The 23,242-nt window shown below is 62.8% G+C and carries 25 protein-coding genes; 12 read left to right on the forward strand and 13 right to left on the reverse strand.

Translation table 11 applies throughout. The features are described 5' to 3' along the window. The first annotated feature begins 96 nt into the window (after positions 1–96). The gene (locus EFQ99_RS16950; RefSeq protein ID WP_126922154.1) at positions 97–708 is read left to right on the forward strand and encodes a LysE family translocator; all 612 of its coding nucleotides are present in this window, start codon (positions 97–99) and stop codon (positions 706–708) included. A 19-nt stretch (positions 709–727) separates the two neighbouring features. Next, a complete protein-coding gene (locus EFQ99_RS16955) occupies positions 728–1,654 on the forward strand; it encodes a dihydrodipicolinate synthase family protein (RefSeq protein ID WP_126922155.1) in 927 nt (308 codons plus the stop codon). Here the strand turns inward: EFQ99_RS16955 and EFQ99_RS16960 are convergent. After that, complete coding sequence (locus EFQ99_RS16960) at positions 1,639–3,666, reverse strand: ATP-binding protein (protein ID WP_126922156.1); 2,028 nt, start codon at positions 3,664–3,666, stop codon at positions 1,639–1,641. The two genes, EFQ99_RS16955 and EFQ99_RS16960, sit on opposite strands and share 16 nt — an antisense overlap. 323 nt (positions 3,667–3,989) lie before the next feature. Here EFQ99_RS16960 and EFQ99_RS16965 point away from each other — a divergent pair, with 323 nt between their 5' ends. Together EFQ99_RS16965 and ilvN are read left to right on the forward strand one after the other, a co-directional pair. Next, positions 3,990–5,780, forward strand: a complete 1,791-nt coding sequence (locus EFQ99_RS16965) for an acetolactate synthase 3 large subunit (RefSeq protein ID WP_126922157.1) — start codon at positions 3,990–3,992, stop codon at positions 5,778–5,780. Positions 5,781–5,804: 24 nt separating this feature from the next. Further along, positions 5,805–6,377, forward strand: a complete 573-nt coding sequence (gene ilvN, locus EFQ99_RS16970) for an acetolactate synthase small subunit (protein WP_126922158.1) — start codon at positions 5,805–5,807, stop codon at positions 6,375–6,377. Between the two features lie 120 nt (positions 6,378–6,497). Here the strand turns inward: ilvN and EFQ99_RS16975 are convergent, their stop codons facing one another. Then, complete coding sequence (locus EFQ99_RS16975; RefSeq protein ID WP_126922159.1) at positions 6,498–7,493, reverse strand: class I SAM-dependent methyltransferase; 996 nt, start codon at positions 7,491–7,493, stop codon at positions 6,498–6,500. Positions 7,494–7,643: 150 nt separating this feature from the next. Then, positions 7,644–8,492 carry an aldo/keto reductase gene (locus tag EFQ99_RS16980; RefSeq protein ID WP_126922160.1) on the reverse strand — a complete coding sequence of 283 codons (849 nt, stop codon included), beginning with the start codon at positions 8,490–8,492 and terminating at the stop codon, positions 7,644–7,646. A 150-nt stretch (positions 8,493–8,642) separates the two neighbouring features. Between EFQ99_RS16980 and EFQ99_RS16985 the strand changes: the two genes are divergently transcribed. Continuing rightward, positions 8,643–9,236: a LysE family translocator gene (locus EFQ99_RS16985; protein WP_126922161.1), complete on the forward strand. Its 594-nt coding sequence runs from the start codon at positions 8,643–8,645 to the stop codon at positions 9,234–9,236. On the opposite strand, the gene EFQ99_RS16990 is transcribed toward EFQ99_RS16985, so the two are convergent. Both EFQ99_RS16990 and EFQ99_RS16995 read right to left on the reverse strand, forming a co-directional pair. Further along, entirely contained in the window at positions 9,228–9,704 is a 477-nt protein-coding gene (locus tag EFQ99_RS16990; protein ID WP_126922162.1) for a DUF2269 family protein, read from the reverse strand. The genes EFQ99_RS16985 and EFQ99_RS16990 overlap by 9 nt on opposite strands. Then, positions 9,704–10,975: an SDR family oxidoreductase gene (locus EFQ99_RS16995; RefSeq protein WP_126922163.1), complete on the reverse strand. Its 1,272-nt coding sequence runs from the start codon at positions 10,973–10,975 to the stop codon at positions 9,704–9,706. The genes EFQ99_RS16990 and EFQ99_RS16995 overlap by 1 nt, the downstream gene beginning before the upstream one ends. Before the next feature lie 366 nt (positions 10,976–11,341). On the opposite strand from EFQ99_RS16995, the gene nthA reads away from it, so the two are divergent. The 3 genes from nthA to EFQ99_RS17010 are packed head-to-tail and all read left to right on the forward strand — an operon-like array spanning position 11,342 to position 13,030. After that, a complete protein-coding gene (gene nthA, locus EFQ99_RS17000; protein WP_126922164.1) occupies positions 11,342–12,016 on the forward strand; it encodes a nitrile hydratase subunit alpha in 675 nt (224 codons plus the stop codon). Further along, positions 12,013–12,672 (forward strand): nitrile hydratase subunit beta, encoded by a 660-nt coding sequence (nthB, locus tag EFQ99_RS17005; RefSeq protein ID WP_126922165.1) that lies wholly within the window; start codon positions 12,013–12,015, stop codon positions 12,670–12,672. The genes nthA and nthB overlap by 4 nt, the downstream gene beginning before the upstream one ends. Continuing rightward, the gene (locus EFQ99_RS17010; RefSeq protein WP_126922166.1) at positions 12,659–13,030 is read left to right on the forward strand and encodes a nitrile hydratase accessory protein; all 372 of its coding nucleotides are present in this window, start codon (positions 12,659–12,661) and stop codon (positions 13,028–13,030) included. The genes nthB and EFQ99_RS17010 overlap by 14 nt, the downstream gene beginning before the upstream one ends. Before the next feature lie 3 nt (positions 13,031–13,033). On the opposite strand, the gene EFQ99_RS17015 is transcribed toward EFQ99_RS17010, so the two are convergent. From EFQ99_RS17015 to EFQ99_RS17025, 3 genes are read right to left on the reverse strand one after another with little or no spacing between them, the layout of a single operon-like run. Beyond that, entirely contained in the window at positions 13,034–13,816 is a 783-nt protein-coding gene (locus EFQ99_RS17015) for an anti-sigma factor family protein (RefSeq protein ID WP_126922167.1), read from the reverse strand. Further along, entirely contained in the window at positions 13,813–14,328 is a 516-nt protein-coding gene (locus EFQ99_RS17020) for an RNA polymerase sigma factor (RefSeq protein ID WP_126922168.1), read from the reverse strand. The genes EFQ99_RS17015 and EFQ99_RS17020 overlap by 4 nt, the downstream gene beginning before the upstream one ends. Positions 14,329–14,374: 46 nt before the next feature. Next, entirely contained in the window at positions 14,375–14,755 is a 381-nt protein-coding gene (locus tag EFQ99_RS17025) for a COG4315 family predicted lipoprotein (protein WP_126922169.1), read from the reverse strand. A 204-nt stretch (positions 14,756–14,959) separates the two neighbouring features. Here EFQ99_RS17025 and EFQ99_RS17030 point away from each other — a divergent pair, with 204 nt between their 5' ends. Further along, positions 14,960–15,448 (forward strand): RrF2 family transcriptional regulator, encoded by a 489-nt coding sequence (locus tag EFQ99_RS17030; RefSeq protein ID WP_126922170.1) that lies wholly within the window; start codon positions 14,960–14,962, stop codon positions 15,446–15,448. A gap of 15 nt (positions 15,449–15,463) precedes the next feature. On the opposite strand, the gene EFQ99_RS17035 is transcribed toward EFQ99_RS17030, so the two are convergent. From EFQ99_RS17035 to EFQ99_RS17050, 4 genes are all read right to left on the reverse strand, one after another. Continuing rightward, entirely contained in the window at positions 15,464–16,945 is a 1,482-nt protein-coding gene (locus EFQ99_RS17035) for a cyclic nucleotide-binding domain-containing protein (protein WP_126922171.1), read from the reverse strand. 95 nt (positions 16,946–17,040) lie between these two features. Further along, on the reverse strand, positions 17,041–17,457 hold the full coding sequence (locus EFQ99_RS17040) for a cupin domain-containing protein (protein ID WP_126922172.1): 417 nt from the start codon (positions 17,455–17,457) through the stop codon (positions 17,041–17,043). A 66-nt stretch (positions 17,458–17,523) separates the two neighbouring features. Then, positions 17,524–18,279, reverse strand: coding sequence for an SDR family oxidoreductase (locus EFQ99_RS17045; protein WP_126922173.1), 756 nt, complete (start codon positions 18,277–18,279; stop codon positions 17,524–17,526). A 68-nt stretch (positions 18,280–18,347) separates the two neighbouring features. After that, positions 18,348–18,827 (reverse strand): carboxymuconolactone decarboxylase family protein, encoded by a 480-nt coding sequence (locus tag EFQ99_RS17050; protein WP_126922174.1) that lies wholly within the window; start codon positions 18,825–18,827, stop codon positions 18,348–18,350. A gap of 132 nt (positions 18,828–18,959) precedes the next feature. Between EFQ99_RS17050 and EFQ99_RS17055 the strand changes: the two genes are divergently transcribed. Together EFQ99_RS17055 and EFQ99_RS17060 are read left to right on the forward strand one after the other, a co-directional pair. Then, positions 18,960–19,886, forward strand: a complete 927-nt coding sequence (locus EFQ99_RS17055) for a LysR family transcriptional regulator (protein ID WP_126922175.1) — start codon at positions 18,960–18,962, stop codon at positions 19,884–19,886. A 103-nt stretch (positions 19,887–19,989) separates the two neighbouring features. Beyond that, positions 19,990–21,117 carry an ATP-dependent DNA helicase gene (locus EFQ99_RS17060; protein ID WP_126922176.1) on the forward strand — a complete coding sequence of 376 codons (1,128 nt, stop codon included), beginning with the start codon at positions 19,990–19,992 and terminating at the stop codon, positions 21,115–21,117. Between the two features lie 107 nt (positions 21,118–21,224). Here EFQ99_RS17060 and EFQ99_RS17065 read toward each other — a convergent pair whose 3' ends face one another. Then, positions 21,225–21,917: a MerR family transcriptional regulator gene (locus EFQ99_RS17065; protein WP_126922177.1), complete on the reverse strand. Its 693-nt coding sequence runs from the start codon at positions 21,915–21,917 to the stop codon at positions 21,225–21,227. A 452-nt stretch (positions 21,918–22,369) separates the two neighbouring features. Here EFQ99_RS17065 and EFQ99_RS17070 point away from each other — a divergent pair, with 452 nt between their 5' ends. Beyond that, positions 22,370–23,122 carry a pyridoxine 5'-phosphate synthase gene (locus EFQ99_RS17070; RefSeq protein ID WP_126922178.1) on the forward strand — a complete coding sequence of 251 codons (753 nt, stop codon included), beginning with the start codon at positions 22,370–22,372 and terminating at the stop codon, positions 23,120–23,122. Positions 23,123–23,242: the final 120 nt, after the last annotated feature.

The raw sequence follows: 23,242 nt of genomic DNA on the forward strand, positions 1-23,242 counted from the left end.
ACACGATGAACCAATTTTCGAAGAGAAGAAAGCGAATTGCCGACTCCCGCGTTTAGGCGGTGCCGGTGCGCGGATGGCCAAACTCGGGAAAAACACATGCAGGATCTTATCGTCGTCTACATCGCCTATGCCATCGCCGCAGGCAGTCCCGGGCCAAGCAACATGGCCATCATGAACGTGGCGATGAGCCAAGGACGCAGACCCGCGCTTGCGCTTGCCGCCGGGGTTATCACCATGTCGTCATGCTGGGGGCTGATCGCAGTCACGGGCATCTCGACGCTGCTGGTGCGCTACGCCCATGCGCTGCTGTTCCTCAAGATTGCAGGCGGGCTCTACCTTCTCTGGCTCGCTTGGAAAGCCGCCCGCTCGGCCGTTCGGGAGGCACCGGCAACCGAGTTCGTGCGGCCTGCAGCGGAGTTCGGGGCGCTCTATCGCCGGGGGATACTGATGCATCTCGGAAACCCGAAAGCGGTTCTCGCCTGGGTGGCGATCATGTCGCTCGGCCTCAAACCCGGCGCTTCGCCTCAAATGGCGGTCACGGCCTTCGGCGGCTGCGTGATCCTCGGGATTTCGATATTCGCCGGTTATGCCTTGCTGTTCTCGACGGCACCGATGGTGCGCGGTTATGCCAGGGCGCGCCGCTGGATCGAGGGAAGTCTCGCCGTCTTCTTTGCAGGTGCCGGATCGCGCCTGCTGTTTTCCCAATGACCGCATTCAGGAGCGCATCATGTCTTCCGTCTCTCCGTTTCATGGCCTTTCGGCCTTTCCGCCAACGCCCGCCGACATCCATGGCCGGGTCGATACGCAAGCCCTTTGCCGCTTGCTGGAACGTCTGTGCGAGGCGGGCGTCGCCTCCATCGGCCTTCTCGGCAGCACCGGGATCTACGCCTATCTCACCCGCGAGGAGCGGCGGCGGGCTGTCGAGGCGGCGGTCGAATGCGTCAACGGCCGCGTTCCCATCCTCGTCGGCGTCGGGGCTCTGAGGACGGACCATGCGCAGGATTTTGCCAGGGATGCCGAGGCAGCGGGTGCGAATGCTCTTCTGCTTGCCCCCGTCTCCTATACGCCGCTGACCCAGGACGAAGCCTACGAGCATTTCCTGGCGGTCACGAAGGCAGCGAAGCTGCCGCTCTGCATCTACAACAATCCCGGCACGACCCATTTCACCTTCAGCCGAGACCTGCTGCAACGCCTGTCCGACATTGAGACGATCAGGGCGGTGAAGATGCCGCTGCCGGCCGACGGTGATCTGCTGGGGGAACTCGCGGCCTTGCGGGAAAAGACCAATCTCGCGATCGGATACAGCGGCGACTGGGGTGCGGCCGAAGCGCTGCTTTCAGGCGCTGATGCCTGGTACAGCGTCACAGGCGGTTTGCTGCCGCGCACGGCTCTTGCCCTGACCAAGGCGGCCATGGCCGGCAACGGCGATGAGACACAACGGCTCGCTGGGCTTCTCCAGCCGCTCTGGGAAACGTTCAAGGCATTCGGAAGCATCCGGGTGATCTACATGCTGGTCGAGCATCTCTCACTCGGCCGGGCGGAGCTTCCGCGGCCTCTCTTGCCGCTTGGACCGGCGGACCGACAACGCGTGCTTGACGCCGTCCGGCCGTTGGTCGCCCAGGAGACGGGGCAGCCGCATCAATCCTTGTTGTAAAGGCTGCTCAGGGGCTTTTTCAGGATGCTTTCGCGCAGCGACGGGCCGGGTTCCCGGCGGGTGATCGCCGGCTGATCCGTCGGGGCTGCCGGCCGGGGAAAGACCGGCTCCTCGCGGCGCATCTCGCGGCGCAGCGCGTCCAGTCGCGGGTCGATCGAAGGGGAGGAGGCCGGGTCCAGCCGTGGCGCCTGCGGCAGCAATTCGCGCCGGTAGGATTCGAGTGGTGCTGCCGCCTCGGCTGCCGGCGGCGTATAGGGCTTGGCGTCGAGATCCTCGTCGGCGGCATCCGCCTCGTCGAAGCTTGCCGCAGATGCGGCCATGCTCTGCTGGAAATTTGAAATGTCGGGTCCGACGGTCACTGCCCGCATGCGGGTGACGATCTTGCGCAGGTCGACCGTATCCGGATCTTCCTCGCTATGCTTGCTGTTGGCGCTGGCGGCCTTCGGCAACAGGCTTTCGTCGACGCGGGAAAAGCGCATGCGCATCGGCACACTGATCGCTTCGCCGAAGGCAATGGCCTCGCCGTTGCCGATCGAGGAGATGAAGCTCGTCGTCGAGATCGACGAATTCGGGATAGCCGAGCGGATGATTTCCTGGTCGCGGTCGTTGGCAAGGCGCATGGCAAACAGCGTCGAGCACTGCGACAGGATCGTCTGGTCGAGCTCGCCCGGCCGCTGGGTGATGATGCCGAGCGAGACGCCGTATTTGCGGCCTTCCTTGGCGATGCGGGCGATCGCCTGGCGCGTCGGCACGAAACCGAGGCTGGGATCGGAGGGGATGTAGCGGTGGGCTTCCTCGCAGACGACGAGCATGTGGATCGCGCCCTCGCTCCAGAGCGCCACTTCGAAGGCCATGCGGCAGAGCACTGAGGCGACCGAGTTGACGACCTCGGAGGGGATACCGGCCAGCTGGAAAGTGCAGATCGGCTTGCCATCGCCGGGGATGCGGAAGATCTGCGCGATCGTTTCGGTGATCGTGTCGCTGATCGTGTTGTTGGAGAACATGAAATGATAGCGCGGATCGTTGATCGCGGCGATGAGGCGCATCTTCAGCGAGCGCAGGAAGGGTTTTTCCGCGCGGCCTTCCAGGCGGCCGATGCGCTCGTCGATCAGCGCCAGCAGATCGGCCATGCGGTAGGGAACCGGCGTATCCGCAGTGATCGAGCTCTTTTCCGTCGTGCGGCGCACCAGCGAATTGTCGCTGCCGCGGAAGGCGCGCTTGGCCTCCGGCAGGATATCGCGCAGCATGTCGAGCTCTTCGGGCACCGGCGGGCGGCCGCGGAAGACCACTTCGGCGAATTCTTCGAGCCGCATCAGCCAGAAGGGCAGGTCGAGCGTGTCGGTATCTATGGTGACGGCATGCTTGGGAAAGGCGGCGGCGAATTCGTTGTGCGGATCGAGGATCAGCACGCGCAGCTTCGGGTTCGCCGCGATCGCCTTGTGTAAGAGCAGCGACACGGCCGTCGACTTGCCGACGCCGGTGGAGCCGACGACGGCGAAATGTTTGGAGAGCATCGAGGGGATGTGGATCGCCGCATCGATGCTTTCGTCCTGCGTCAGCTTGCCGATGACGGCAGTCGTGCCTTCGCCGGCATCGTAGATGCGGATCAGGTCGGCCGCGCGGATGCGGTGGGCGATGGCGCCGAGATAGGGATAACGCGAAATGCCGGTCGAGAATTCCTCGGTACCGTCCTCATCGACGCGGACTTCGCCGAGCAGTTCGGTCTCGATCTGGAAGTAATTGTCCTCGCCTTCGCCCCAGGCATGGCTGCCGGTGTTCATCTGATAGACGAGGGCGACAACACGGTTGCGGCCGACGCTGATCGAAATCAGCCGGCCGACGGACCAGAGTTCAGTGAGATCGGTGCCGCCCTCTTCGGCGACGGCGGCAATCGTTGCCCTGGAGCCGCTGCACGCAACGACGCGTCCGAGAAAGCGATTTCCCGGCGCATGGCCGTCGCGTCGATCGTGCTCGCCTGCCTTGCCAGACATGCGCAAGTCGTTGTTGAGCAAAGGCTACTCCTCGCAGTAGCGTTAAAGGATAAAGTCGATCCTTTAACAAATCCTTCATCCTATCGATTTTCGGGGGCGCGGGCCTGGGGCAGTTTTTTATTGCGGCATGCGTTGACGCTGCGAAATTTTCTGTCTATCACTTCCGACCATGAAAATCGCAACGGCTCTTATCGTGGTGGGAAGGCGCATGGGCAGGATGGTGTAACCATCCGGCGATAGCCACCCATGCGCTAGATGACAGGCTCCTCCGGGGCCTTTTTTTATGCCCGAAATCAGGGCTTCCGGCCACAAACGCAAATCCCAGCATCAAACGGAACATATAGATGAGCACGGACAATCAGGCGGCAGGCAATCGGATGACGGGAGCGGAGATCGTTCTCAAGGCGCTGAAGGACAATGGCGTCGAACATATCTTCGGCTATCCCGGCGGCGCGGTCCTGCCGATCTATGACGAGATCTTCCAGCAGGACGACATCAAGCACATCCTCGTCCGCCACGAGCAGGGTGCCGGCCATGCGGCCGAAGGCTATGCCCGCTCCACCGGCAAGGTCGGCGTCATGCTGGTGACCTCGGGTCCGGGCGCCACCAATGCGGTCACGCCGCTGCAGGACGCCCTGATGGATTCGATCCCGCTCGTCTGCCTCACAGGCCAGGTTCCGACCCCACTGATCGGCTCCGACGCCTTCCAGGAATGCGATACGGTCGGCATCACCCGGCCCTGCACCAAGCACAACTGGCTGGTCAAGGATGTCAACCAGCTCGCCGCCATCATCCATGAGGCCTTCCGTATAGCCCAGTCCGGCCGCCCGGGTCCCGTCGTCATCGATATTCCGAAGGACGTGCAGTTTGCGACCGGCACTTATACGCCGCCCGCCGACTATCCGGTCCAGAAGAGCTACCAGCCGAAGATCCAGGGCGACATCAACCAGATCCATGCGGCGATCGAGCTGATGGCGAATGCGCGCCGTCCGGTCATCTATTCCGGCGGCGGCGTCGTCAATTCCGGCCCCGAAGCCTCCAAGCTGCTGCGCGAACTGGTCGAACTCACCGATTTCCCGATCACCTCAACGCTGATGGGCCTCGGCGCCTATCCGGCTTCGGGCAAGAACTGGCTGAAGATGCTCGGCATGCACGGCTCCTACGAGGCCAACATGGCGATGCATGACTGCGACGTCATGGTCTGCATCGGCGCCCGTTTCGACGACCGCATCACCGGCCGTCTCAACGCCTTTTCGCCGAACTCGAAGAAGATCCATATCGATATCGATCCGTCCTCGATCAACAAGAACGTCCGCGTCGATATCGGCATTCGCGGCGATGTCGGCCATGTTCTCGAAGACATGGTCCGCCTGTGGCGGGCGCTGCCGAAGAAGCCGGAGAAAAACCGCCTCGCGGATTGGTGGAGCGATATCACCCGCTGGCGGGCGCGCAACTCCTTCGCCTATACGAAGAACAGCGATGTGATCATGCCGCAATATGCGCTGGAGAGGCTCTTTGCGCATACCAAGGACCGCGACACCTATATCACGACCGAGGTCGGCCAGCACCAGATGTGGGCGGCACAGTTCTTCGGCTTCGAGCAGCCGAACCGCTGGATGACCTCGGGCGGCTTGGGCACGATGGGTTACGGCCTGCCGGCGGCCCTCGGCGTCCAGATCGCCCATCCCGGCAGCCTTGTCATCGACATTGCGGGTGATGCCTCGATCCAGATGTGCATCCAGGAAATGTCGACGGCGATCCAGTACGATGCGCCGATCAAGATCTTCATCATGAACAACCAGTATATGGGCATGGTGCGCCAGTGGCAGCAGCTGCTGCACGGCAACCGCCTGTCGCATTCCTATACGGAGGCGATGCCCGATTTCGTCAAGCTGGCGGAAGCCTATGGCGCGGTCGGCCTGCGTTGCGACAAGCCGGACGAACTCGACGACGCCATCGTCGAGATGATCGAGGTCAATAAGCCGGTCATCTTCGATTGCCGCGTCGCCAATCTCGCCAACTGCTTCCCGATGATCCCCTCGGGCAAGGCTCACAACGAGATGCTGCTGCCCGACGAAGCCACGGATGAAGCGGTCGCCAACGCGATCGACGCCAAGGGCCGTCAGCTAGTCTAACGATAAGGTAGGAAACCCAGGATCATGAACGCACATCTTCAGCCCACGGGCTCTGCCTACTTCATCTCTCCGGAAACGACCGCAGTCGAGAGCCATACGCTCTCGGTTCTCGTCGACAACGAGCCGGGCGTGCTTGCGCGCGTCATCGGCCTGTTCTCCGGCCGCGGCTACAATATCGAGAGCCTGACGGTCTCCGAGACCGAGCACCAGGCGCATCTTTCCCGCATCACCATCGTCACCCGCGGCACGCCGCACGTGCTGGAGCAGATCAAGGCCCAGCTCGAGCGCATCGTGCCTGTTCATCGCGTCGTCGACCTGACGGTGCGCGCCCGCGAACTCGGCCAGGAACGGCCGATCGAGCGCGAAGTGGCGCTGGTCAAGGTGATCGGTGAGGGCGAAACGCGCGCCGAGACGCTGCGCCTTGCCGACGCTTTCCACGCCAAGGTCGTGGATGCGACGGTCGATCACTTCATCCTGGAGATCACGGGCAAGTCGTCGAAAATCGACCAGTTCGTGGCGATCATGAAGCCGCTCGGCCTCATCGAGGTCTGCCGCACCGGTATTGCCGCGATGAACCGCGGCGCGCAGGGTATGTAAGAATTGGATTCCGTTATGCCTGATGCGGCATAACGGATTCTGCCCAGCTGAAACGTTGCCGGGCCACTTTCGCAGATCGCGGAATTTCCGACGGGTGCGGATCGTCGGCTCGGCATAATTTCAGTGAGGTTTCTTCGATAGTACCACCGCCGCCATGTAAGGTTCATGGGGTCTGGGGTCTTCCGAGAGACGACGCTCGAAACGGCTGAACAGGTCATCGACGAACGCGGTCTGTTCGCATGAGCTCGGTGCCACGCTGGCGAGCAGCGGGCCGCTCCATGCTCTCGTGAGGTCCGCATGCTGCCTGGCGAATGCCAGCCTGTCGCCGCTGCCATCGAATTCCGGCCAGAACGCATCGCTCACTTTCACCAGATCGAGATGCTCCAGCGTCAGATCGGCGAAAGAACCGGATTGCCTGAAAGGAGCCTTGATATCCTCCAGGGACCGAAGGCCGATCGGTATGGTCATCTGCTCCTGTTCCCGTTCAGAGAGCAGGCCATCTCTTCTCATGTCTGCGAGCGCCGACCATAGCTCGCCAAGCAGCCACTCCCAGCCGGTCTCAGCGTCTGCGCGGGCCGTGAAGCCGGCCACGAGCTTCGCGCCCGGCCGCATCTCCCGGGACCGTTGCGTCAGAAAACATTGCCAATCGCTGGCCTGCTGCGCCGCGACCGCAGCGGTAACAGCCGGTGACCTGCTCATGCCCGCGAGAATATGATCGGGTGCATCGACGGCATTGGTGCTCATCCATTGCAGCGCCCAGGTCGACCAGCCAAGGTGCACGCGGCCAGGCGGGAGCAACGGTGCGAAATATGATTTGCCGATGGCCAGAGGAAAAACGTCGGAGCTTCCCGTCATGTAGCTATTCGGGTCCGAGATCAGCGCTTCGAAAAGGGATGAGAAGTCGTTGGATGGAAGGTCGGTGTGGACGATTTCGATGGGAATGGTTGCGTCCGCTCTGGAACGCACAATGTCGATGGCCTTCCGCATCGGGATCATTGAATTCCGGCCTTGCGAGCAGCCGTAGTCGACGATGGTCACCGGGGCGTCGCTGATGTCCACCATCCGGCACGCGGCTTCCCAGAGGGAAAGCAGCGCGGCAATGCCGGTGGCCTGCATGGCGGAATGCCTGTTGTAGAAGCCGCCCCCTTGCATAGCCGCTAAATCACTGCGCGTCCGACCGCCTGGCATAGGATTGCCTCGCTTGCTATCCGCAAATTATCAAGCTTTCCCAGGCGTGGCGAGCCTATTGCCTCGCGCCGCTGGCGTTCAGAGCATCTCCAGCGACCTTTTGCTCGTCGGCGGCGGGAAGGCGGCGTCGAGCGCCTGCCAGTCCTCGTCGGTAATGTCGAGTGAGATACAGTCGCGGTTTTCGCGAACTCGTTCGGCATTCGATGTCTTCGGGACGACAATGACGCCGTCGCGTTTGAGCAGGAAGGCGAGCGCCAGCTGGGCGGGCGTCGCCTGATAGGCCTTGGCGATGTGGATCAATTCCGGATGGTGCAGGATGCGGCCCTGTTCGATCGGCGAATAGGCCATGATCGGGATGTTGCGGCTCTGGCACCAGGGCAGCAGGTCGAATTCGATGCCCCGACGGGAAAGGTTGTAGAGCACCTGGTTGGCGGCGACATTGGCGCCGTCGGGCACGCGGAGCAGTTCCTGCATGTCGTCGGTATCGAAGTTGGAAACGCCCCAGGCGCCGATCTTGCCCGCGGCCTTCAGCGTCTCGAAGGCTTCGACGGTTTCGGCGAGGGGATAGTTGCCGCGCCAATGCAGGAGATAAAGATCGATGCGTTCGGTGCCGAGGCGTTCGAGGCTGTTCTCGCAGGCGTCGATCGTGCCTTTCAGGCTGGCGTTCCAGGGATAGACCTTGCTTGTGATGAAGACCTCGTCGCGCCGTCCTTTGATCGCCTGGCCGACGATCTCCTCGGCGCCGCCGTCGCCATACATCTCGGCCGTGTCGATCAGCGTCATGCCGAGGTCGATGCCGGTCCTCAGGCTTTCGATTTCGGCCTTCGCATGGCCGGCATCCTCGCCCATGGCCCAAGTTCCCTGGCCGAGTGCCGGCACATCAGCGCCGTTCGGGAATTTGACTGTAGGGATCGGATCATCTTGCATGATTTTTTCCATTTTGCAGGAGATTGCGCGGCGTTCTTATCTTTCAAGTAATCCTGTCACCATGACAATGATGTCATGGCACCAACAGTTTAGGGCAGTTATCCTGACCTAAATAACGCAGGCTTGGGAAAACCGGCCTCGGGAGGTCGCATGCCGCTGGATACGTTTTTCGCCCTCTTTCTCTTCGCCTTCACGACGTCGATCACGCCGGGGCCGAATAATATGATGCTCTTCGCCTCGGGTGTGAATTTCGGCTTTCGCCGAACGATCCCGCATATGTTCGGTATCGGCGCCGGTTTCTTCACGCTGCTCATCGGCGTCGGCCTCGGGCTCGGCGCGCTGCTGCACACGTTGCCGGTGGTCTATACAGTGCTGAAGTTCGCCGGCGGCGCCTATCTCGTCTGGATCGCCTGGAAGATTGCCTCCTCGCGTTCGCTGAGCGAAGGCAAGAGCGGTGCGGCGCCGATGTCCTTTGTCTCGGCCGCCGCCTTCCAGTGGGTCAATCCGAAAGCCTGGGTGATGGCGGTGACTGCCATGGCGACCTATACGAATCCCGAGCTCTATCTCGTCAGCGTGCTGATCGTCGGACTGGCTTTCGCGGTCGTCAACGTGCCGAGCGTTTCGACCTGGGCGGGCTTCGGCTCGGCGCTCCGGGAATGGCTTTCCGATCCGGTGCGGTTGAAATGGTTCAATATCAGCATGGCCGTGCTTTTGGTGGCGAGCCTCTGGCCGATGCTAAAATAGCGCGATCGACGGCTTGGTCAGCATCAGCCAGAGAATGCCGAGGACGGCGAAAAAGGCCGGAAAGCCGCAGGCGAACCAGATGCGATAGAGACTGGTATAGGCCAGCGGCAGGGCTTGTCCTGAGCTGGCTGCGGCGCGGGCGAGATCGCGCAGCCGGATCTGGATCCAGACGACCGGCAGCCAGAACAGGCCGGTGACGACGTAGAGCAGCAGCGACAGCGCAATCCAGCCTTCCCAAAGGTCCCAGCCGATCGATCGCGCCAGCAGATAGCCGGTGACTGGCTGGAGAATGGCAGCGGTGGCGGTGAAGACGGTGTCGGCGATGACGACGGTTGCCGCGACATGGGCGATCACTATGGGATCGCGTGTGCGATGCGCCATCACCATGAAGAAGGCGATGCCGGCGCCGGTGCCGAAGAGCACGGTCGCGCCGATCACATGGGCAAGCAGCAGCAGTTCGGCCAGCATCAGCGTTCGTCCAGAATGGCGAGAGCGGCGAGCGTCAGGAGCAGCGACGGCAGCACCTTGACGAGGGGACCGAGCGGATCGAGCCAGAGCGCGGGTTCGAGCAATGTGCCGCCAGCAAGATAGGCCAATGAGACGGCCAGCATGCCGAGAAGCGCGCGTTTGGCGAGCGGGCGAACAAGCACGGCGGCGCCGAGCGCGATGTCGACGAGACAGGTGATGATCGTCAGCGCCGTTGCCGCCGCCTCGGGCATGAAGGGCAGGAAATGGGTGCTTGCTTGTACTGGTGCCAGAAGCGGGATGAGGCCAGATAGTAACCAGAAAAGCGAAAGGCCGACGAGGATGGGCGCCTTCAGGAGATAGAGGCGGGCAAACCAGAGATCCTGCACGCCGGAGGGATTGGCTGCGAGCGTGGCAGCCGCCGGCGTCGCGGCGAGGCCGTTTCCGGTTTTCGCGCTGCTGATGCCTTCCGACATGACCGTCATCGCCGTCGAGCGCAGCGGCGAACGCCAGCCGAGCAGGCCGGCCACATCCGCGAGCCATGTCACCGGCCTCGTAAGCCAGGGGGCAAGGGAGATCACGCGGGCAGGCGGCAGGCCCAGCCATTGCCGATGCAGCCGGACGAGATCGGCGAGCGTCAACGCCTCGTCGGCGGCGAGAACGAGATCGCCGCGGAGATCGCCTGCGACCGCCCTCGACACGGCGTCCGCCACGTCGTCTACGCAAAGTGTTTCAACCGGGCTTTCAGCATGGACGAGCGGCAAAGCCAGGGGACAAGCGGCGAGCGCGCGCAGCAGCGACGAGCCGCCATGGGCATTGCGGCCGAGAACGAGGGCAGGGCGCAGGATGAGGTGAGGCAGGCCGCTTGCCGCCAGCGCTTCGTCGGCCCGCCGCTTGGTGGCGAGGAAGGGCAGGTCGCCGGCCGCGCCCGCCGTCCTTGCCGAGATCTGTACGATCAGAGGACGCGAGCGTTTTGCGGCGGAATAGAGCGCCAGCATCGCATCCGCCTGGGTGGCGGCCAGGTCGTCCGACAGACCGTCCTGCAAGGCGCCGGCACAATTGACGACGACATGCTGGCCTTGGAGAAGATCGTCCCAGTCCTCAGGCTTCGTCATGCGCGAGAGATCGGCCTGGCGCCAATTTATCGCGGGCTGTTTCAAGCGCGCTCGCGCGGGGCTGCGGCCGAGGCCGGTCACGGCATGCCCATCGGCCACAAGCCGGGCCGCGACGATGGAGCCTATGAAGCCGGTAGCGCCGAGAATCAGGATGTTCATGGCGGGAGATTAGCGGAAAAGTTTGAGGGGGATAGGAGGGCTTGGCGGGGTTGTGGTGTGTGATAGAAGGGGAGGATTCTTTTTCAAAGAAGGACGAGACGTTTCCGCGATTCCCCTTCTCCCCAGCGGGGAGAAGATGCCGGCAGGCAGATGAGGGGGCGAGCGACGATAGGAGCGAGTGCGCTGAGCGTAAGCGAAGGGCAACAATGAACGGTGTGCCGCGAGGCCCCCTCATCCGACCCTTCGGGCCACCTTCTCCCCGCTGGGGAGAAGAGGGAGCGAGCCTCGGACTTCGTCCATTCTTCGCAACCTCGCCGAAGAGAAGAGGCGGTAGTTGCCTATCTGCTGTTAGGAGAGGACTTCGACTTGCACGAAGATCACGACGACCACAATCATGGCCACGATCACCATGATCATCACCACGACAACCACTACTCCGACATGCAGGCGCGCGTGAAAGCGCTGGAGACGCTGCTGACCGAAAAGGGTTTGATCGATCCGGCGGCGATCGATGTGATCGTCGAGACCTACGAGACGAAGGTAGGCCCCAGAAACGGCGCCCATGTCGTCGCTAAGGCCTGGAGCGACGCCGATTTCGCCGACTGGCTCAGGCGCGACGCGACGGCGGCGATCGCGAGCCTCGGTTACACCGGCCGGCAGGGCGAGCATATGCGCGCGGTCTTCAATACGGCCAAGACGCATAACCTCGTCGTCTGCACCCTCTGCTCCTGTTATCCCTGGTCGGTGCTCGGCCTGCCGCCGGTCTGGTACAAGGCGCCGGCCTATCGCTCGCGCGCGGTCATCGATCCGCGCGGCGTGCTTGCCGAATTCGGGCTGGTGCTGCCGGAGGGCAAGAAGATCCGCGTCTGGGATTCGACGGCGGAGCTGCGTTATCTCGTGATCCCCGAGCGGCCGGCGGGCACGGAAGGAATGGATGAGGAAGCGCTTGCCGGCCTCGTCAGCCGCGACGCGATGATCGGCACATCAATTGCGGGCAGCTCGAAGATTTCAGCTGCCGGCAGCCCGGAGGCTTTGGCATGAACGGACCGCACGATCTCGGCGGGCAGATGGGGTTCGGCCCTGTCGCGCCCGAAAAGGACGAGCCCTATTTCCATGCCGAATGGGAAAAGCGGGCGCTCGGCATCACGCTTTCCTGCGGCGCTTTCGGCGCCTGGACGATCGATGAGAGCCGGCATGCGCGCGAGAACATTCCGCCGGCCGATTATCTCGCGGCGACCTATTACGAGATCTGGATGCGCGGCGTCGAGACACTGCTCGAACGCCATGGTTTTGCGACGCGCGAGGAGCTCTGGTCCGGGCGCAAGCTGCAGGATGGAACGGCGCCGAAGCGGGTGCTGAAGGCGGATATGGTGCCGGCGGCTCTGGCGAAAGGCGGCCCTTGCGATCGTCCTGTCGAGACCGCGCCGCTCTTTGCGGTGGGCGAGCGCGTGAGGACGAGGAATTTCAATCCGGCGACCCATACGCGGCTGCCGCGTTATGCGCGCGCCAAGGCGGGCGTCGTCGAAGCGGTGCAGGGGGCTTTCGTCTTTCCCGATGATAATGCCCATGGCAAAGGCGAGAACCCGCAATGGCTCTATACCGTCGTCTTCGGTGGCGGCGAGATCTGGGGCGAGGGGGCCGATCCGTCGCTGACGGTCTCGATCGATGCATGGGAGAGCTATCTTGAGCGTGTGTGAAACACACTCCCAGCTCTCGCAATCGCCCGGCCTGCCGAAGTCGCCGACGGGCGATCCCGTTTTCCCCGAGCCCTGGGCGGCCGAAGCTTTCGCGATGACCGTGCACCTGCACGAAAAGGGCGTCTTCACCTGGGGCGAATGGGCGGCTTGCCTCTCAACGGAGTTGCACAGGCCGGGCCGCGCCGAAGATGGCAGCGATTATTTCGACTGCTGGGTGGCGGCGCTTTCGGATCTGCTGGTCAGTCGCGGGGTGGCGGAGGCATCCGTCATCCTCGACCTGCAGAAGAGTTGGCAGCGCGCCGCTGAAGCCACGCCGCATGGCAAGCCGATCGAGCTTGGCAATGATCCCCTGCGCTGATCGTCACGACGGGAACTGCCGGTAGCACTCCTCAGCCACTGCGCGCAGGGTCTCGCGCGAGATTTCGCCGGTGACGGCGTAGCCGAGTTCGCCGTCGATCCAGTAGAAGGTTTCGAGATTGCCTGACGAGGCGAAGCGGAAGCTCGTGGTGCGGTTTTCCCTATTGCGGCCGACCATGACGGTCAGGCGCTCGCCGGCCTGGTTCTCATACATGAACATCGCCCCCGGCCTGCCGTCGACCGGCAACAGGCGGCCGCCGACCAGCTTGAAGCCCAGCGGCTGCAGGGTCGGGATCTTGAGGTTTTCGATCGCCAGCCGCTTGCCGAGCCAGGTGGCGAGATGCGCCTCCTCGTCGGCGAAGACCTCCACGGGGTGGCGGACCTCGGCGGCATAGACCATAAAGGCGGTCTCGGCCTGTTTCGGCAGGGTTTCTGAGCCGGCAATCTGCAGCTCCGGCTTTTCCAGAAGCGCCGGGCCATAATGGCCGCTGACGGCGCCGAGTGCGAAGACGAGGACGGCAGCAGCGGCGACCGCCCAGCGTTTTGCTCCCGGCGAAACGGCGCGCGGGGGCGATACGAGCAGGGGATCGGTCTCCCTGGCCTTCTCGTAGCCTGCAAACAGCGAGCGGATCGCCCCGTTCTGCGCCTGCCATTCGGCGATCATCGCCGCCTCGTCCGGATTGTCGGCAAGAAAGGCCTCGATGCGGGCGCGGGTCGTCTCCGGCAGCTGGCCGTCTGCATAGGCGTGGAGATCGGCTTCGGTGGCGATCGGGTTGGCGTCGTTCATTTCGGTCTCCGAAGCGTAATGATGTTATCGGCCTTCAGGTGTTCGGCCACACGCCGGCGGGCGCGCGACAGGCGGGACATGACCGTGCCGATCGGGATATCGAGAGCGTCGGCGACCTCGCCGTAGGTGTATCCCTCGATGACGACGAGCATCAGCACGGCGCGGTGTTCCTCCGAAAGGCTGTTAAGGGCATCGTTGAGCCGGGCGCGCTCCAGTGGATCGGCCGGCGGTTCGGGCGTGGCCACATCTTCTGCGGCGTGGAGTTCGACCAGGCCGTCGCGCGCCTTGCCGCGCCGGCCATTGCGGTAGAGATTGGTCATGATGGTCAAGACCCAGCCGCGCAGATTGAGGCCGCGCCATTGGCCGCGGCGCGTCAGAATCTTCTCGACGCAATCCTGGAGCAGATCCTCGCCATCGGCATCCGAACGCGTCAGGCTGCGCGAATAGCGCCTGAGCGAGGGGAGGAGGGCCAGGACCTGGCCCTCGAAGGTTTCGGGTGCGGGTATCTTCACGCCGGCTCTCTTGTGATCGGGGTCTGAGCGATCAACGCCCCTGTCATCACGGCTTGGCGAGCTCCCAGTTGCCGCCGACGCCATCGCCGGTGATGTCGCCCGTCTTCTTGTCCTTGACCCAGAAATAGAGCGGCATGCCGTCCTTGGCCCATTGCTTCGTGCCATCCTTACGATCGATGATCGAATATGCACCATCGGCCTTGGCGTCGCCAGCCGCCATCAGCGGCGGCCAGTTCTTGGCGCAATCGCCGTTGCAATTGGAAACGCCTTTGACGTCCTTCTTGAAAGTGTAGAGGGTCATGCCGTTTTCGCCGGCAAGAACCTTGCCTTTGGTGGAATCGACTGTCTTGACGGGAGCGGCGGCAAAAGCAGCGGTCGCGGCAAGAGCGCCAGCCGCCACGACAGACAGGAATTTCACGGATTTCATGATGTGTCTCCTCAGGTTGGGCACGCAATCCTGCGATACCTCCCATGAGACACGGGCCGAGGCGGTTTTATTCCCGATGCTGGAAAAGTTTTGATGGGCGAGGCGGCGGGTGGGCTGTTTTTGCAGATCATTTACATCATGCTGATTTGCGGATATGATTTGTCCTTAATTCCATTCGCAGATATCAAGCACACGAGTTGCTGAATGATCCTGAAAAGCCAGGTCGAGTGGGCGCTGCACTGCTGCGCCATTCTCGCGGGCCTGCCTGAGGGCAGGTATCTCTCCACCAAGGCGCTCGCAGAGCTTCATGGCCTGCCGAAGGAATATCTCTCCAAAGCGCTGCAGAGCCTGTCGCAGGCCTCCCTCGTCGAGACCACGCTTGGGCCCAGCGGCGGCTACAGGCTGGCGAGATCGCCGTCCGAGATCAATTTCCTCGACATCGTCGAGGCGGTCGAGGGAAAGGCGCGCAGCTTCACCTGCACGAATATCCGCGAGAACAATCCGTGCCGGCCGGCAGGCTATTGCGACAGCAAGCCTTGCGCAGTCGCGCGCATCATGTGGGAGGCCGACGAAGCCTGGCGCGATACGCTGAGGCGCGTGCGGCTCTCCGATCTCGTCGATACCCTGTCCGAGGATGTGCGGCCCGACATCTGGAAGAGCACGTTTGAATGGGTGCTCAAGCGCGCCGGTTGAAGAGCATACTAAGTTCTACGCCCTGAAAATGGTCCTGATGGTCTTCAGGATGGCATGCGCGTTGCGGGCCTGTTCCGGGGGTAGGGCGCCGCCGTTGCGGAAACGCTCCGCGCGATTGGCGAGGTCTTCGGCGATCTCTTCGGCGAGCGCCGGACGTTCGGTGAGCAGCGGTGCGAAGGCCTCCTGATCGATTTCATAGACCGTGACCGGCGTGACCGCCTCCAGCGTGCAGACTTCCTGCATGCCGGCGAGCAGCCCCGTCTCGCCGAAAAAATCACCCGGTGCGAACCGTCCGCGCTCTTCGCCTCCGTGCCGCGCTGCGATGATGCCGGCGCGCACCATCATCAGCGACGGCAGCATTTCTCCCTCGCGCACGATCACGTCGCCCTTGCGGAATTCCCGGATAGCGGTGGTCTCGGCGAGTGTCTGCTTTTCCCCTGATGTCAGCGTCGCAAAGATCGGAATGGCTTCGATCAGCGCCAGCGGCGTCACGCTCGGCGGCTGCGCGGTCTCCTCGGTCGGCAAGTCGGCCGTCAGGATCGTGGCGGAGGCGGGAAGGGCGAGCAGCAGGCCCGCCGACTTGCAGTGACGATAGACGAGATCGAGCACCTCGTTTCGGGCTGTTGCGCGCTGGCTGGGGCTCGTTACCTTGAACTGCAGCTCGACTTCGAGCGCCGTTGCGTCCAGCCCCTTCATCGCGACGACCGGCGGCGGCTCCCGCACGATCGAATTGCAGCTTGCGAGCGCCGAGACCATGACGTGCCGGATCGACGCGGGCATCCGCGTCGGGGCGACCCGGATGGTGAGGACCAGGAGATGGGTCTCGTCAGGCCGGCTGACATTCGTCACGCCGAGCTTCGCCAGGAAGCTGTTCGGCAGGACGACGATATTGTTTGCGCCGGTCAGGATGTGGGTCGCGCGCCAGTTGCTTTCGACGACGCGCCCCTCGGTGCCGTCGCTCAGAAGGATCCAGTCGCCGATGACATAAGGCCGGCCGAGGGTCAGTGCGATGCCGGAAAAGACGTCGGCGAGCGTGCTCTGCAGCGCGAGGCCGAGGATGATGGCAACCACGCCCGACGTGGCGACCAGCGTTCCGATCGGCACGCCGAAGACGAAGGCGAGGATCGACAGCGCCATGCCGATATAGACGACACCGACGACAAGATCCTGCAGCAGTCGGGCCTCCCGCGGGCTCCCCTCCAGCACCAGATAGAGCCGGATGAAACCGATGACGGCCCATGCCAGATGGACCCACCAGAGTGATTTCGCCAGGATGACGAGCAGGGCCTGCGGGTCCTCGGACTGGTATCCCTGAAACCGGTACGGCTCGATGCCGCTGCCGACGATGATCAGCGTCATCAGGCCAAAGAAGAGGATCTGCATCACCAGCCGCGTCGTCGGCCGCTGGCGGGAGAGGAAGAACCAGACGACGATACCGGCAAGGCCGACTGTAACGAGGGATATCAAAGGCTTGCCGAAGAGCACGTCGTAGATCATCTCTCAGTCTCCGGGATGGGCTGATGGCACATGATTCAGCATGTCGGCCGCCCGCGCAAGCATCAAGGCTTGGCGCGGACGGCATGAGCAGGCTGTCACTTGTCGAGCGGGAAGGTCAGCTCTTTCTGCTTGGTATCGACGACGAAGACGGCGAGCAGCCGGGCCGGCTTGGTATCGCTGCCGTTGGCGCTGACACCGTGGCGGTCGCCCGGCATTTCGGAGAAGCTTTCTCCCGCCTTGTAGACCTTGACCGGCCCGTCATTGACCTGGCTGCGGATCGATCCTTCGAGCACGGTGGCGTAGATGAAGGCCGAGTCGGGATGGGTGTGGCCTTCGGAGAAGCCGCCCGGACCATATTCGACGAGCACGCCTTTGATGCTCTTGCCGGGGACGTTCGGAAGCTCGTGCTCATAGACGAGCGTCACCTTGGCAGACTTGCTGCTGTCATGCGCGGCCGCGCCGGTGGCGGCCAGAAGGGCGAAGGCGGCGGCGAGGAGTGATTTTCTGATCATCGGAATCTCCATGAATCTGGGTCGGGAAGGACGCGCCCGAGCGGCCGCGTCCTGAGGGCAGGCCAGTCACTTCGGCTGCGCGGACTTCGCGAACCACTCTTCGAAGGTGGTCGAGCCGAGCCGCGGATTGGCGTCGGAGACGAGCGACTGGTCGTTGAGCCGCGCGCCGAAATATCTCGCTTCGGCATCGGCCTCGACGGTGCGCGGGTCTTTCATCGCCTGGAGATAGCGGGCGACGAGCTCGCTGAGGCGGGCACGTTCGGGACCCGATATCTCGACCGTCGCGTTGGCCGGGGCCGACAGCGCGACGTCAGCCATGGCGTCGGCGACGTCGTCGGAGGCGATCGGCTGCACATAGGCCGGCGACAGGTGGACCGTCTGGCCGATCGTGCCGGATTGGGCGATGCCGCTCAGGAATTCCATAAACTGCGTCGAATGCACGATCGTATAGGGAATGCCCGACGCCTCGATCAGCTTTTCCTGGGCAAGCTTGCCGCGGAAATAACCGCTCTCCTGCAGGCGCTCGGTGCCGACGACGGAGAGCGCGATATGGTGCTTCACGCCGGCGACTTTCTCGGCGGCGAGGAGATTGCGGCCGGAGGTTTCGAAGAATTCGAGCACCGCCTTGTCCTCGAAGGAGGGCGAATTGGCAAGATCGAGCACGACCTCGGCGCCTGCGAGCGCCTCTGCCAGTCCTTCCCCGGTGATCGTGTTGACGCCGGTATTCGGCGATGCGGCAATCACTTCATGGCCGTGCTTGCGCAAGCGTTCGACAGTCTTCGAACCGATAAGGCCGGTCCCGCCGATGATAACGATTTTCATGACAGATCTCCGTTCGCTGCCGCGATGCGGCAGCGTCAAAGTTGAATCTTCTCAATGAATTGCGGGGATTAGCTCAGGCCTGCTTTATCGAGGCCGTAGGCCTTGTCGGCCGAGCCGGGCACCGTCTTGAAGGCGACGTTGACGCGGTTCCAGGCGTTGATCGCCATGACGACGAAGGTCAGGTCGGAGATTTCCTTCTCCGAAAGCTGGCCGCGAACCCGCTCATAGATTTCATCGGGAATGCCACCTTCCGGCAGCTTCGTCAGGGCTTCGGTCCAGGCAAGGGCGGCGCGCTCGCGGGGAACGAACAGGTTCGATTCCCGCCAGATGGCGACGTGGTGGATGCGCAATTCGCTCTCGCCGAAGATCTTTGCCTGCTTCACATGCATGTCGAGGCAAAAGCCGCATCCATTGATCTGCGAAGCGCGGATCTCGATGAGCGCCTGAAGCTTTTCGTCGATCACGCTGCTCTTCAGCGCCATGCTGAATTCCATGAATTTCTTGAAAAGCTCGGGGGACTGCTGGGCGTAGTTCAATCGCTGGGTCATGTCGTCTCTCCGTTAATTAAGGACATTTAATATCCTTATGGATAGAAGATATCCTTAATTGCTGGACTGTAAAGCCATTCCAGCTTAGTCTGGCGGCATAAGGCCTATGCGCAAAAGTATGAGGGGGCGATCATGGATATCGTATCGGCATTACGGACGTTTCAGCGTGTCGCGGAGGCGGGCTCCTTCTCGGCGGCGGCGAACGATCTGGAGGTGACGCAGCCGGCGGTGTCGCGGCAGGTCGCGGCCCTTGAAAGCCATTTCAACACGCGGCTGCTGCATCGCACGACGAGCGGCCTGTCACTGACGGCGGAGGGAGAGCGGATGCTGCCGATGGCGCTCAGGATTCTCGAAGCGGTGGAAGAGCTGGGCGAGGCTGCCGGATCGGACGGAACCACGGCTTCCGGAAAGGTCAGGCTCAGCGTTCCGGCGCCGCTCGGCCTCTTTCTCAGCGAACGGCTCGGCGATCTTATTGCCGCTCATCCGAAATTATCGGTGGAACTGATTTTCCGCGAGCAATGCTCCGACATGATCGAGGAGCGCCTGGACCTCGAAGTGCGTTTGGGTTCGGTCGCAGACAGTAGCCTCGTCTGCCGGCGGATCGGCTGGACGACCGCTTTCCTCGTCGCTTCGCCCGCCTACCTCGCGCGCAAGGCGGCGCCGCGCCAGCCGCGTGATATCAAGGACCATGAATGTCTGTGTTACAACAGGGCAGGCGAGGCCAATGCATGGTCGTTCTCGAACGGCTCGGAGGACATCTCCGTCAGGATCTCGCCGCGGCTGACCGCCTGCAACGCGGTTGCCATTCACAGGGCAGCGCTTGCCGGCGCTGGCCTTGCTGTGCTCTCCCACATCATCGCCGTGCCGGATATCGTCGCCGGCCGGCTGATCCCGGTCATGGAGAATTTCCAGCCGAGCCGGCTGCCGATCACCGTCGTCTATCCCTCCAGACGCAACATGGCGCTGCGCGTCAAGACGGTGCTGGATTTCCTCACCGATGCGATCGGGCAGGACCCCTCGATGTGCGCGAGCGGCGCGGATCGGCGGTGGAACGGGTGATCGTGCGGCGGAGGGGTTGGCGCGGGGATCTTGCCGTCATCGGCCCTGCCGCATCAGTTTCCGCCTTGCCTAACGCCCGCGAATCCTGCCAAGTCCTGCGATCATGCAATTTGCGCCGCAACAAGACGAAGCCCTGAAGGCTGTTTCGAAATGGCTGAAGGAAGGGCGCTCGCCGCTCTTTCGCCTGTTCGGCTATGCCGGGACGGGCAAGACGACGCTTGCCCGGCATTTCGCCGAGAATGTCGATGGCGACGTGCTGTTTGCCGCCTTTACCGGCAAGGCCGCCCAGGTGCTGCGCTCGCGCGGCGCTTCCAACGCCCGGACGATCCATTCGCTAATCTACCGCCCGCGCGGCGAGGAAGCGGTGGAGGACGAGGAAACCGGCAAGACCTCGATTGCGCCGATGTTTTCGATCAACCGGCAGAGCCCGGTCGCCAAAGCGGCGCTGATCATCGTCGACGAATGCTCGATGGTGGACGAGGCGCTCGGCAAGGACCTGATGAGCTTCGGCACGCCGATCCTGGTGCTCGGCGATCCCGGCCAGTTGCCGCCGGTCAGCGGCGGCGGCTATTTCACCAACCAGGACCCGGACTACCTGCTGACCGATATCCATCGGCAGGCGCGCGACAATCCGATCATCAAGCTTGCCATGCAGGTGCGCGAAGGCAACGAGGTGATGTACGGCGATTACGGCACGGCCCAGGTGATCTCGAAGAACGAGGTGACGCAGGATCTCGTGATGAAAGCAGACCAGGTGCTCGTCGGCACCAACCGGACACGGCGCCGCTACAATCAGCGTCTGCGCGAGCTGAAAGGTTTCAACGCCGATTATCCGCAGACCGGCGACAAGCTCGTCTGCCTCCGCAACGATCCGGCCAAGGGTCTGCTCAACGGCTCGCTCTGGCAGGTGATGACCTCGTCCAAGGAAACGACCAAGCCCGGCATCAATCTGCTGGTCCGTCCCGAGGACGACGACATGGACCGCGGTGCGGCTAAGATCAAACTGCTCAAGCAGGCCTTCGAGGATGTCGAAGGCGAGATCCCCTGGAACACGCGCAAGCGCTATGACGAATTCGATTACGGTTATGCCCTGACTGTGCACAAGGCGCAGGGTTCGCAGTGGAACGACGTCGTGCTCTTCGATGAGAGCTGGGCCTTTCGCGATACGCGGGAACGCTGGCTCTATACCGCGATCACGCGCGCGGCGGAGACGCTGACGATCGTGCGCTGATCCCGATCACGTCAGTGATCTCTTGATTCCGATCACGTTAGTGATGTCCATCACATCCGTGATGAGGCCGAACGAGAGAATGGACGGTGGCGGCCGTCGGGAATGCCCTAAGCTTGCACGATGCCGAGCAGAACGGCCTTGGCGATCGCCTGGAAGCGGTTGTTGGCGCGGAATTTCAGGATGATTCCAGCTTCGAGATCCCTGGTCTCGTCATGCTTCAGGTCGAGCGCCCGGGCGATTCGCTGGGTGGAATAGCCTTCTGCCATCAGTTCCAGGCAGCGAAGCTCCCGCGGGTTCAGGCTGGAGCTGTCCTGATTATCGTTCAGCGGCGCCACCTCCACGCTGCCGTCGAAATCCAGGAGATCGCCGACCTGCTGGAGCTGGCGGTGCAGCGTCGACATCTCGGCCGTCAGCTCGCGCTGGCGCACCTGCAGGGCCTCGCGGAACATTGCCTCGGCCGATTCCTGCGAATCGGCTTTGCGAAGCTCGTCCATCAGTTCCTGGATGACGGCGATCGGCATGCCCGTCTCGCGACAGACGGTGATGACGGCCATGCGCATCACGTCGTCCTGGCCGTAGACCCGCATCAGGCCGATGCGATTGGCGGAGATCAACCCCTTTTCCTGGTAGAAATGCAGTGTCCTGTGCGTAACGCCGAATGCGTTGGCCATATCGGCAATGGGCACGGGACCGTCGGGTAGATCCGGCGGCAGCGCAGCCGAAGGCAGAAACCGGTATTTCGACCGGGCCTCCGAAGCAATACCGGCGGTAGCAAACAGGCGTTTGGAACCGTCTGGCATGAACCCTCCTAGGGCACCTTGTTGCACCTCATGCGGTTTTGCCAGTTGCTTCCCGGGCGCGGCGAGTGGGGTTTCCTCTAGGCGTTCTTGTCATTGGGAAAGAAGCAGTACGCGGCCTACCAACGCGATACGATGTCCACGTTATGCGCGAACGAGTCTTTTTATAAGTGCTAAAAATAATCTCTTTTAAATGGGATAGCAACGTGACGGCCTAATTTACCAAGGGGTTAAGTGTGCTGCAGCAAAACATGCGCTGCATTGCAGCATTGGTTGGTCATCTTTCGGGGCGACGGGAATTACTGTCTGCGGTACGCCTGTGCCGTCGAATGCGGCGGCTAAACGCAATGCTCATCAGCGATCGGCATCGCATCCATCTGCGAATCTCGTTGGTCATCGCACGGCACTTGGCATAAAAGCAGGCCTCCCGTTTCCGTGACCGATGGATGCCAGCCATGCCCGCCAAGCTCTCCGTAAACCTCAATGCCATCGCCATGCTGCGCAACCGGCGCGATCTGCCGTGGCCAAGCGTCGAAGCGTTGGGGCGCATTGCGCTTGCCTCCGGCGCCAGCGGTCTGACGGTGCATCCGCGCCCCGACCAGCGACACATCCGCTTTTCCGACCTGCCCGTCATCCGCAACCTGATCGACGACGACTTCCCCAAGGCCGAATTCAACATCGAGGGTTATCCCACAGAGGAATTCTTCGAACTCTGCGCTGGCGCCGCACCCGAGCAGGTGACGCTGGTGCCCGACGATCCCGCACAGGCGACGTCCGATCACGGCTGGGATTTCCGCAAGCACCGGGCGTTTCTCACCGATGCCGTCGCGCGGCTGAAGACGATGGGATGCCGCGTCTCGCTGTTTGCCGACGGCGACGGGGATGCGGAAGCGGTCAAGATCGCCAAGGCTGTCGGCGCCGACCGGATCGAACTCTATACCGGCCCCTATGGCGGCTGTTACGACGCGCCAGAGCGCGCCGCCCCGATCCTCGAAGCGCTAGGGCAGACCGCGGACGCGGCGCTCGCGATCGGCCTTGCCGTCAACGCCGGCCACGACCTGACGGTCGCAAACCTGCCCGCGCTGGTAAAGCGCATTCCTGATCTCGCCGAAGTCTCGATCGGCCATGGGCTCACTGCCGATGCGCTGGAATATGGTATGGCCGAGACGGTGCGCCGCTTCTGCAGGGCTTGCGGGCAGAAGGTTTGACGGTATCGTCGATCGGCGATATGGCGGTATAAACTGGGTCGTGCTGCCGGACTGGCAGTGCCTGGGGCACCCCCCTCTGCCCTGCCGGGCATCTCCCCCACAAGGGTGGAGATCGGCAAG

Origin of the sequence: Rhizobium vallis (genome assembly GCF_003985155.1) — a bacterium.
GTDB classification, from domain to species: domain Bacteria; phylum Pseudomonadota; class Alphaproteobacteria; order Rhizobiales; family Rhizobiaceae; genus Rhizobium; species Rhizobium vallis.

Coding starts and splice junctions, on each gene's coding strand:
- EFQ99_RS16950 (WP_126922154.1), top strand. CDS start 97: ATGCAGGATCTTATCGTCGTCTACATCGCCTATGCCATCGCCGCAGGC.
- EFQ99_RS16955 (WP_126922155.1), top strand. CDS start 728: ATGTCTTCCGTCTCTCCGTTTCATGGCCTTTCGGCCTTTCCGCCAACG.
- EFQ99_RS16965 (WP_126922157.1), top strand. CDS start 3,990: ATGAGCACGGACAATCAGGCGGCAGGCAATCGGATGACGGGAGCGGAG.
- ilvN (WP_126922158.1), top strand. CDS start 5,805: ATGAACGCACATCTTCAGCCCACGGGCTCTGCCTACTTCATCTCTCCG.
- EFQ99_RS16975 (WP_126922159.1), bottom strand. CDS start 7,493: ATGCAGGCCACCGGCATTGCCGCGCTGCTTTCCCTCTGGGAAGCCGCG.
- EFQ99_RS16980 (WP_126922160.1), bottom strand. CDS start 8,492: ATGCAAGATGATCCGATCCCTACAGTCAAATTCCCGAACGGCGCTGAT.
- EFQ99_RS16985 (WP_126922161.1), top strand. CDS start 8,643: ATGCCGCTGGATACGTTTTTCGCCCTCTTTCTCTTCGCCTTCACGACG.
- EFQ99_RS16990 (WP_126922162.1), bottom strand. CDS start 9,704: ATGCTGGCCGAACTGCTGCTGCTTGCCCATGTGATCGGCGCGACCGTG.
- EFQ99_RS16995 (WP_126922163.1), bottom strand. CDS start 10,975: ATGAACATCCTGATTCTCGGCGCTACCGGCTTCATAGGCTCCATCGTC.
- nthB (WP_126922165.1), top strand. CDS start 12,013: ATGAACGGACCGCACGATCTCGGCGGGCAGATGGGGTTCGGCCCTGTC.
- EFQ99_RS17015 (WP_126922167.1), bottom strand. CDS start 13,816: ATGAACGACGCCAACCCGATCGCCACCGAAGCCGATCTCCACGCCTAT.
- EFQ99_RS17025 (WP_126922169.1), bottom strand. CDS start 14,755: ATGAAATCCGTGAAATTCCTGTCTGTCGTGGCGGCTGGCGCTCTTGCC.
- EFQ99_RS17030 (WP_126922170.1), top strand. CDS start 14,960: ATGATCCTGAAAAGCCAGGTCGAGTGGGCGCTGCACTGCTGCGCCATT.
- EFQ99_RS17035 (WP_126922171.1), bottom strand. CDS start 16,945: ATGATCTACGACGTGCTCTTCGGCAAGCCTTTGATATCCCTCGTTACA.
- EFQ99_RS17040 (WP_126922172.1), bottom strand. CDS start 17,457: ATGATCAGAAAATCACTCCTCGCCGCCGCCTTCGCCCTTCTGGCCGCC.
- EFQ99_RS17045 (WP_126922173.1), bottom strand. CDS start 18,279: ATGAAAATCGTTATCATCGGCGGGACCGGCCTTATCGGTTCGAAGACT.
- EFQ99_RS17050 (WP_126922174.1), bottom strand. CDS start 18,827: ATGACCCAGCGATTGAACTACGCCCAGCAGTCCCCCGAGCTTTTCAAG.
- EFQ99_RS17055 (WP_126922175.1), top strand. CDS start 18,960: ATGGATATCGTATCGGCATTACGGACGTTTCAGCGTGTCGCGGAGGCG.
- EFQ99_RS17060 (WP_126922176.1), top strand. CDS start 19,990: ATGCAATTTGCGCCGCAACAAGACGAAGCCCTGAAGGCTGTTTCGAAA.
- EFQ99_RS17065 (WP_126922177.1), bottom strand. CDS start 21,917: ATGCCAGACGGTTCCAAACGCCTGTTTGCTACCGCCGGTATTGCTTCG.
- EFQ99_RS17070 (WP_126922178.1), top strand. CDS start 22,370: ATGCCCGCCAAGCTCTCCGTAAACCTCAATGCCATCGCCATGCTGCGC.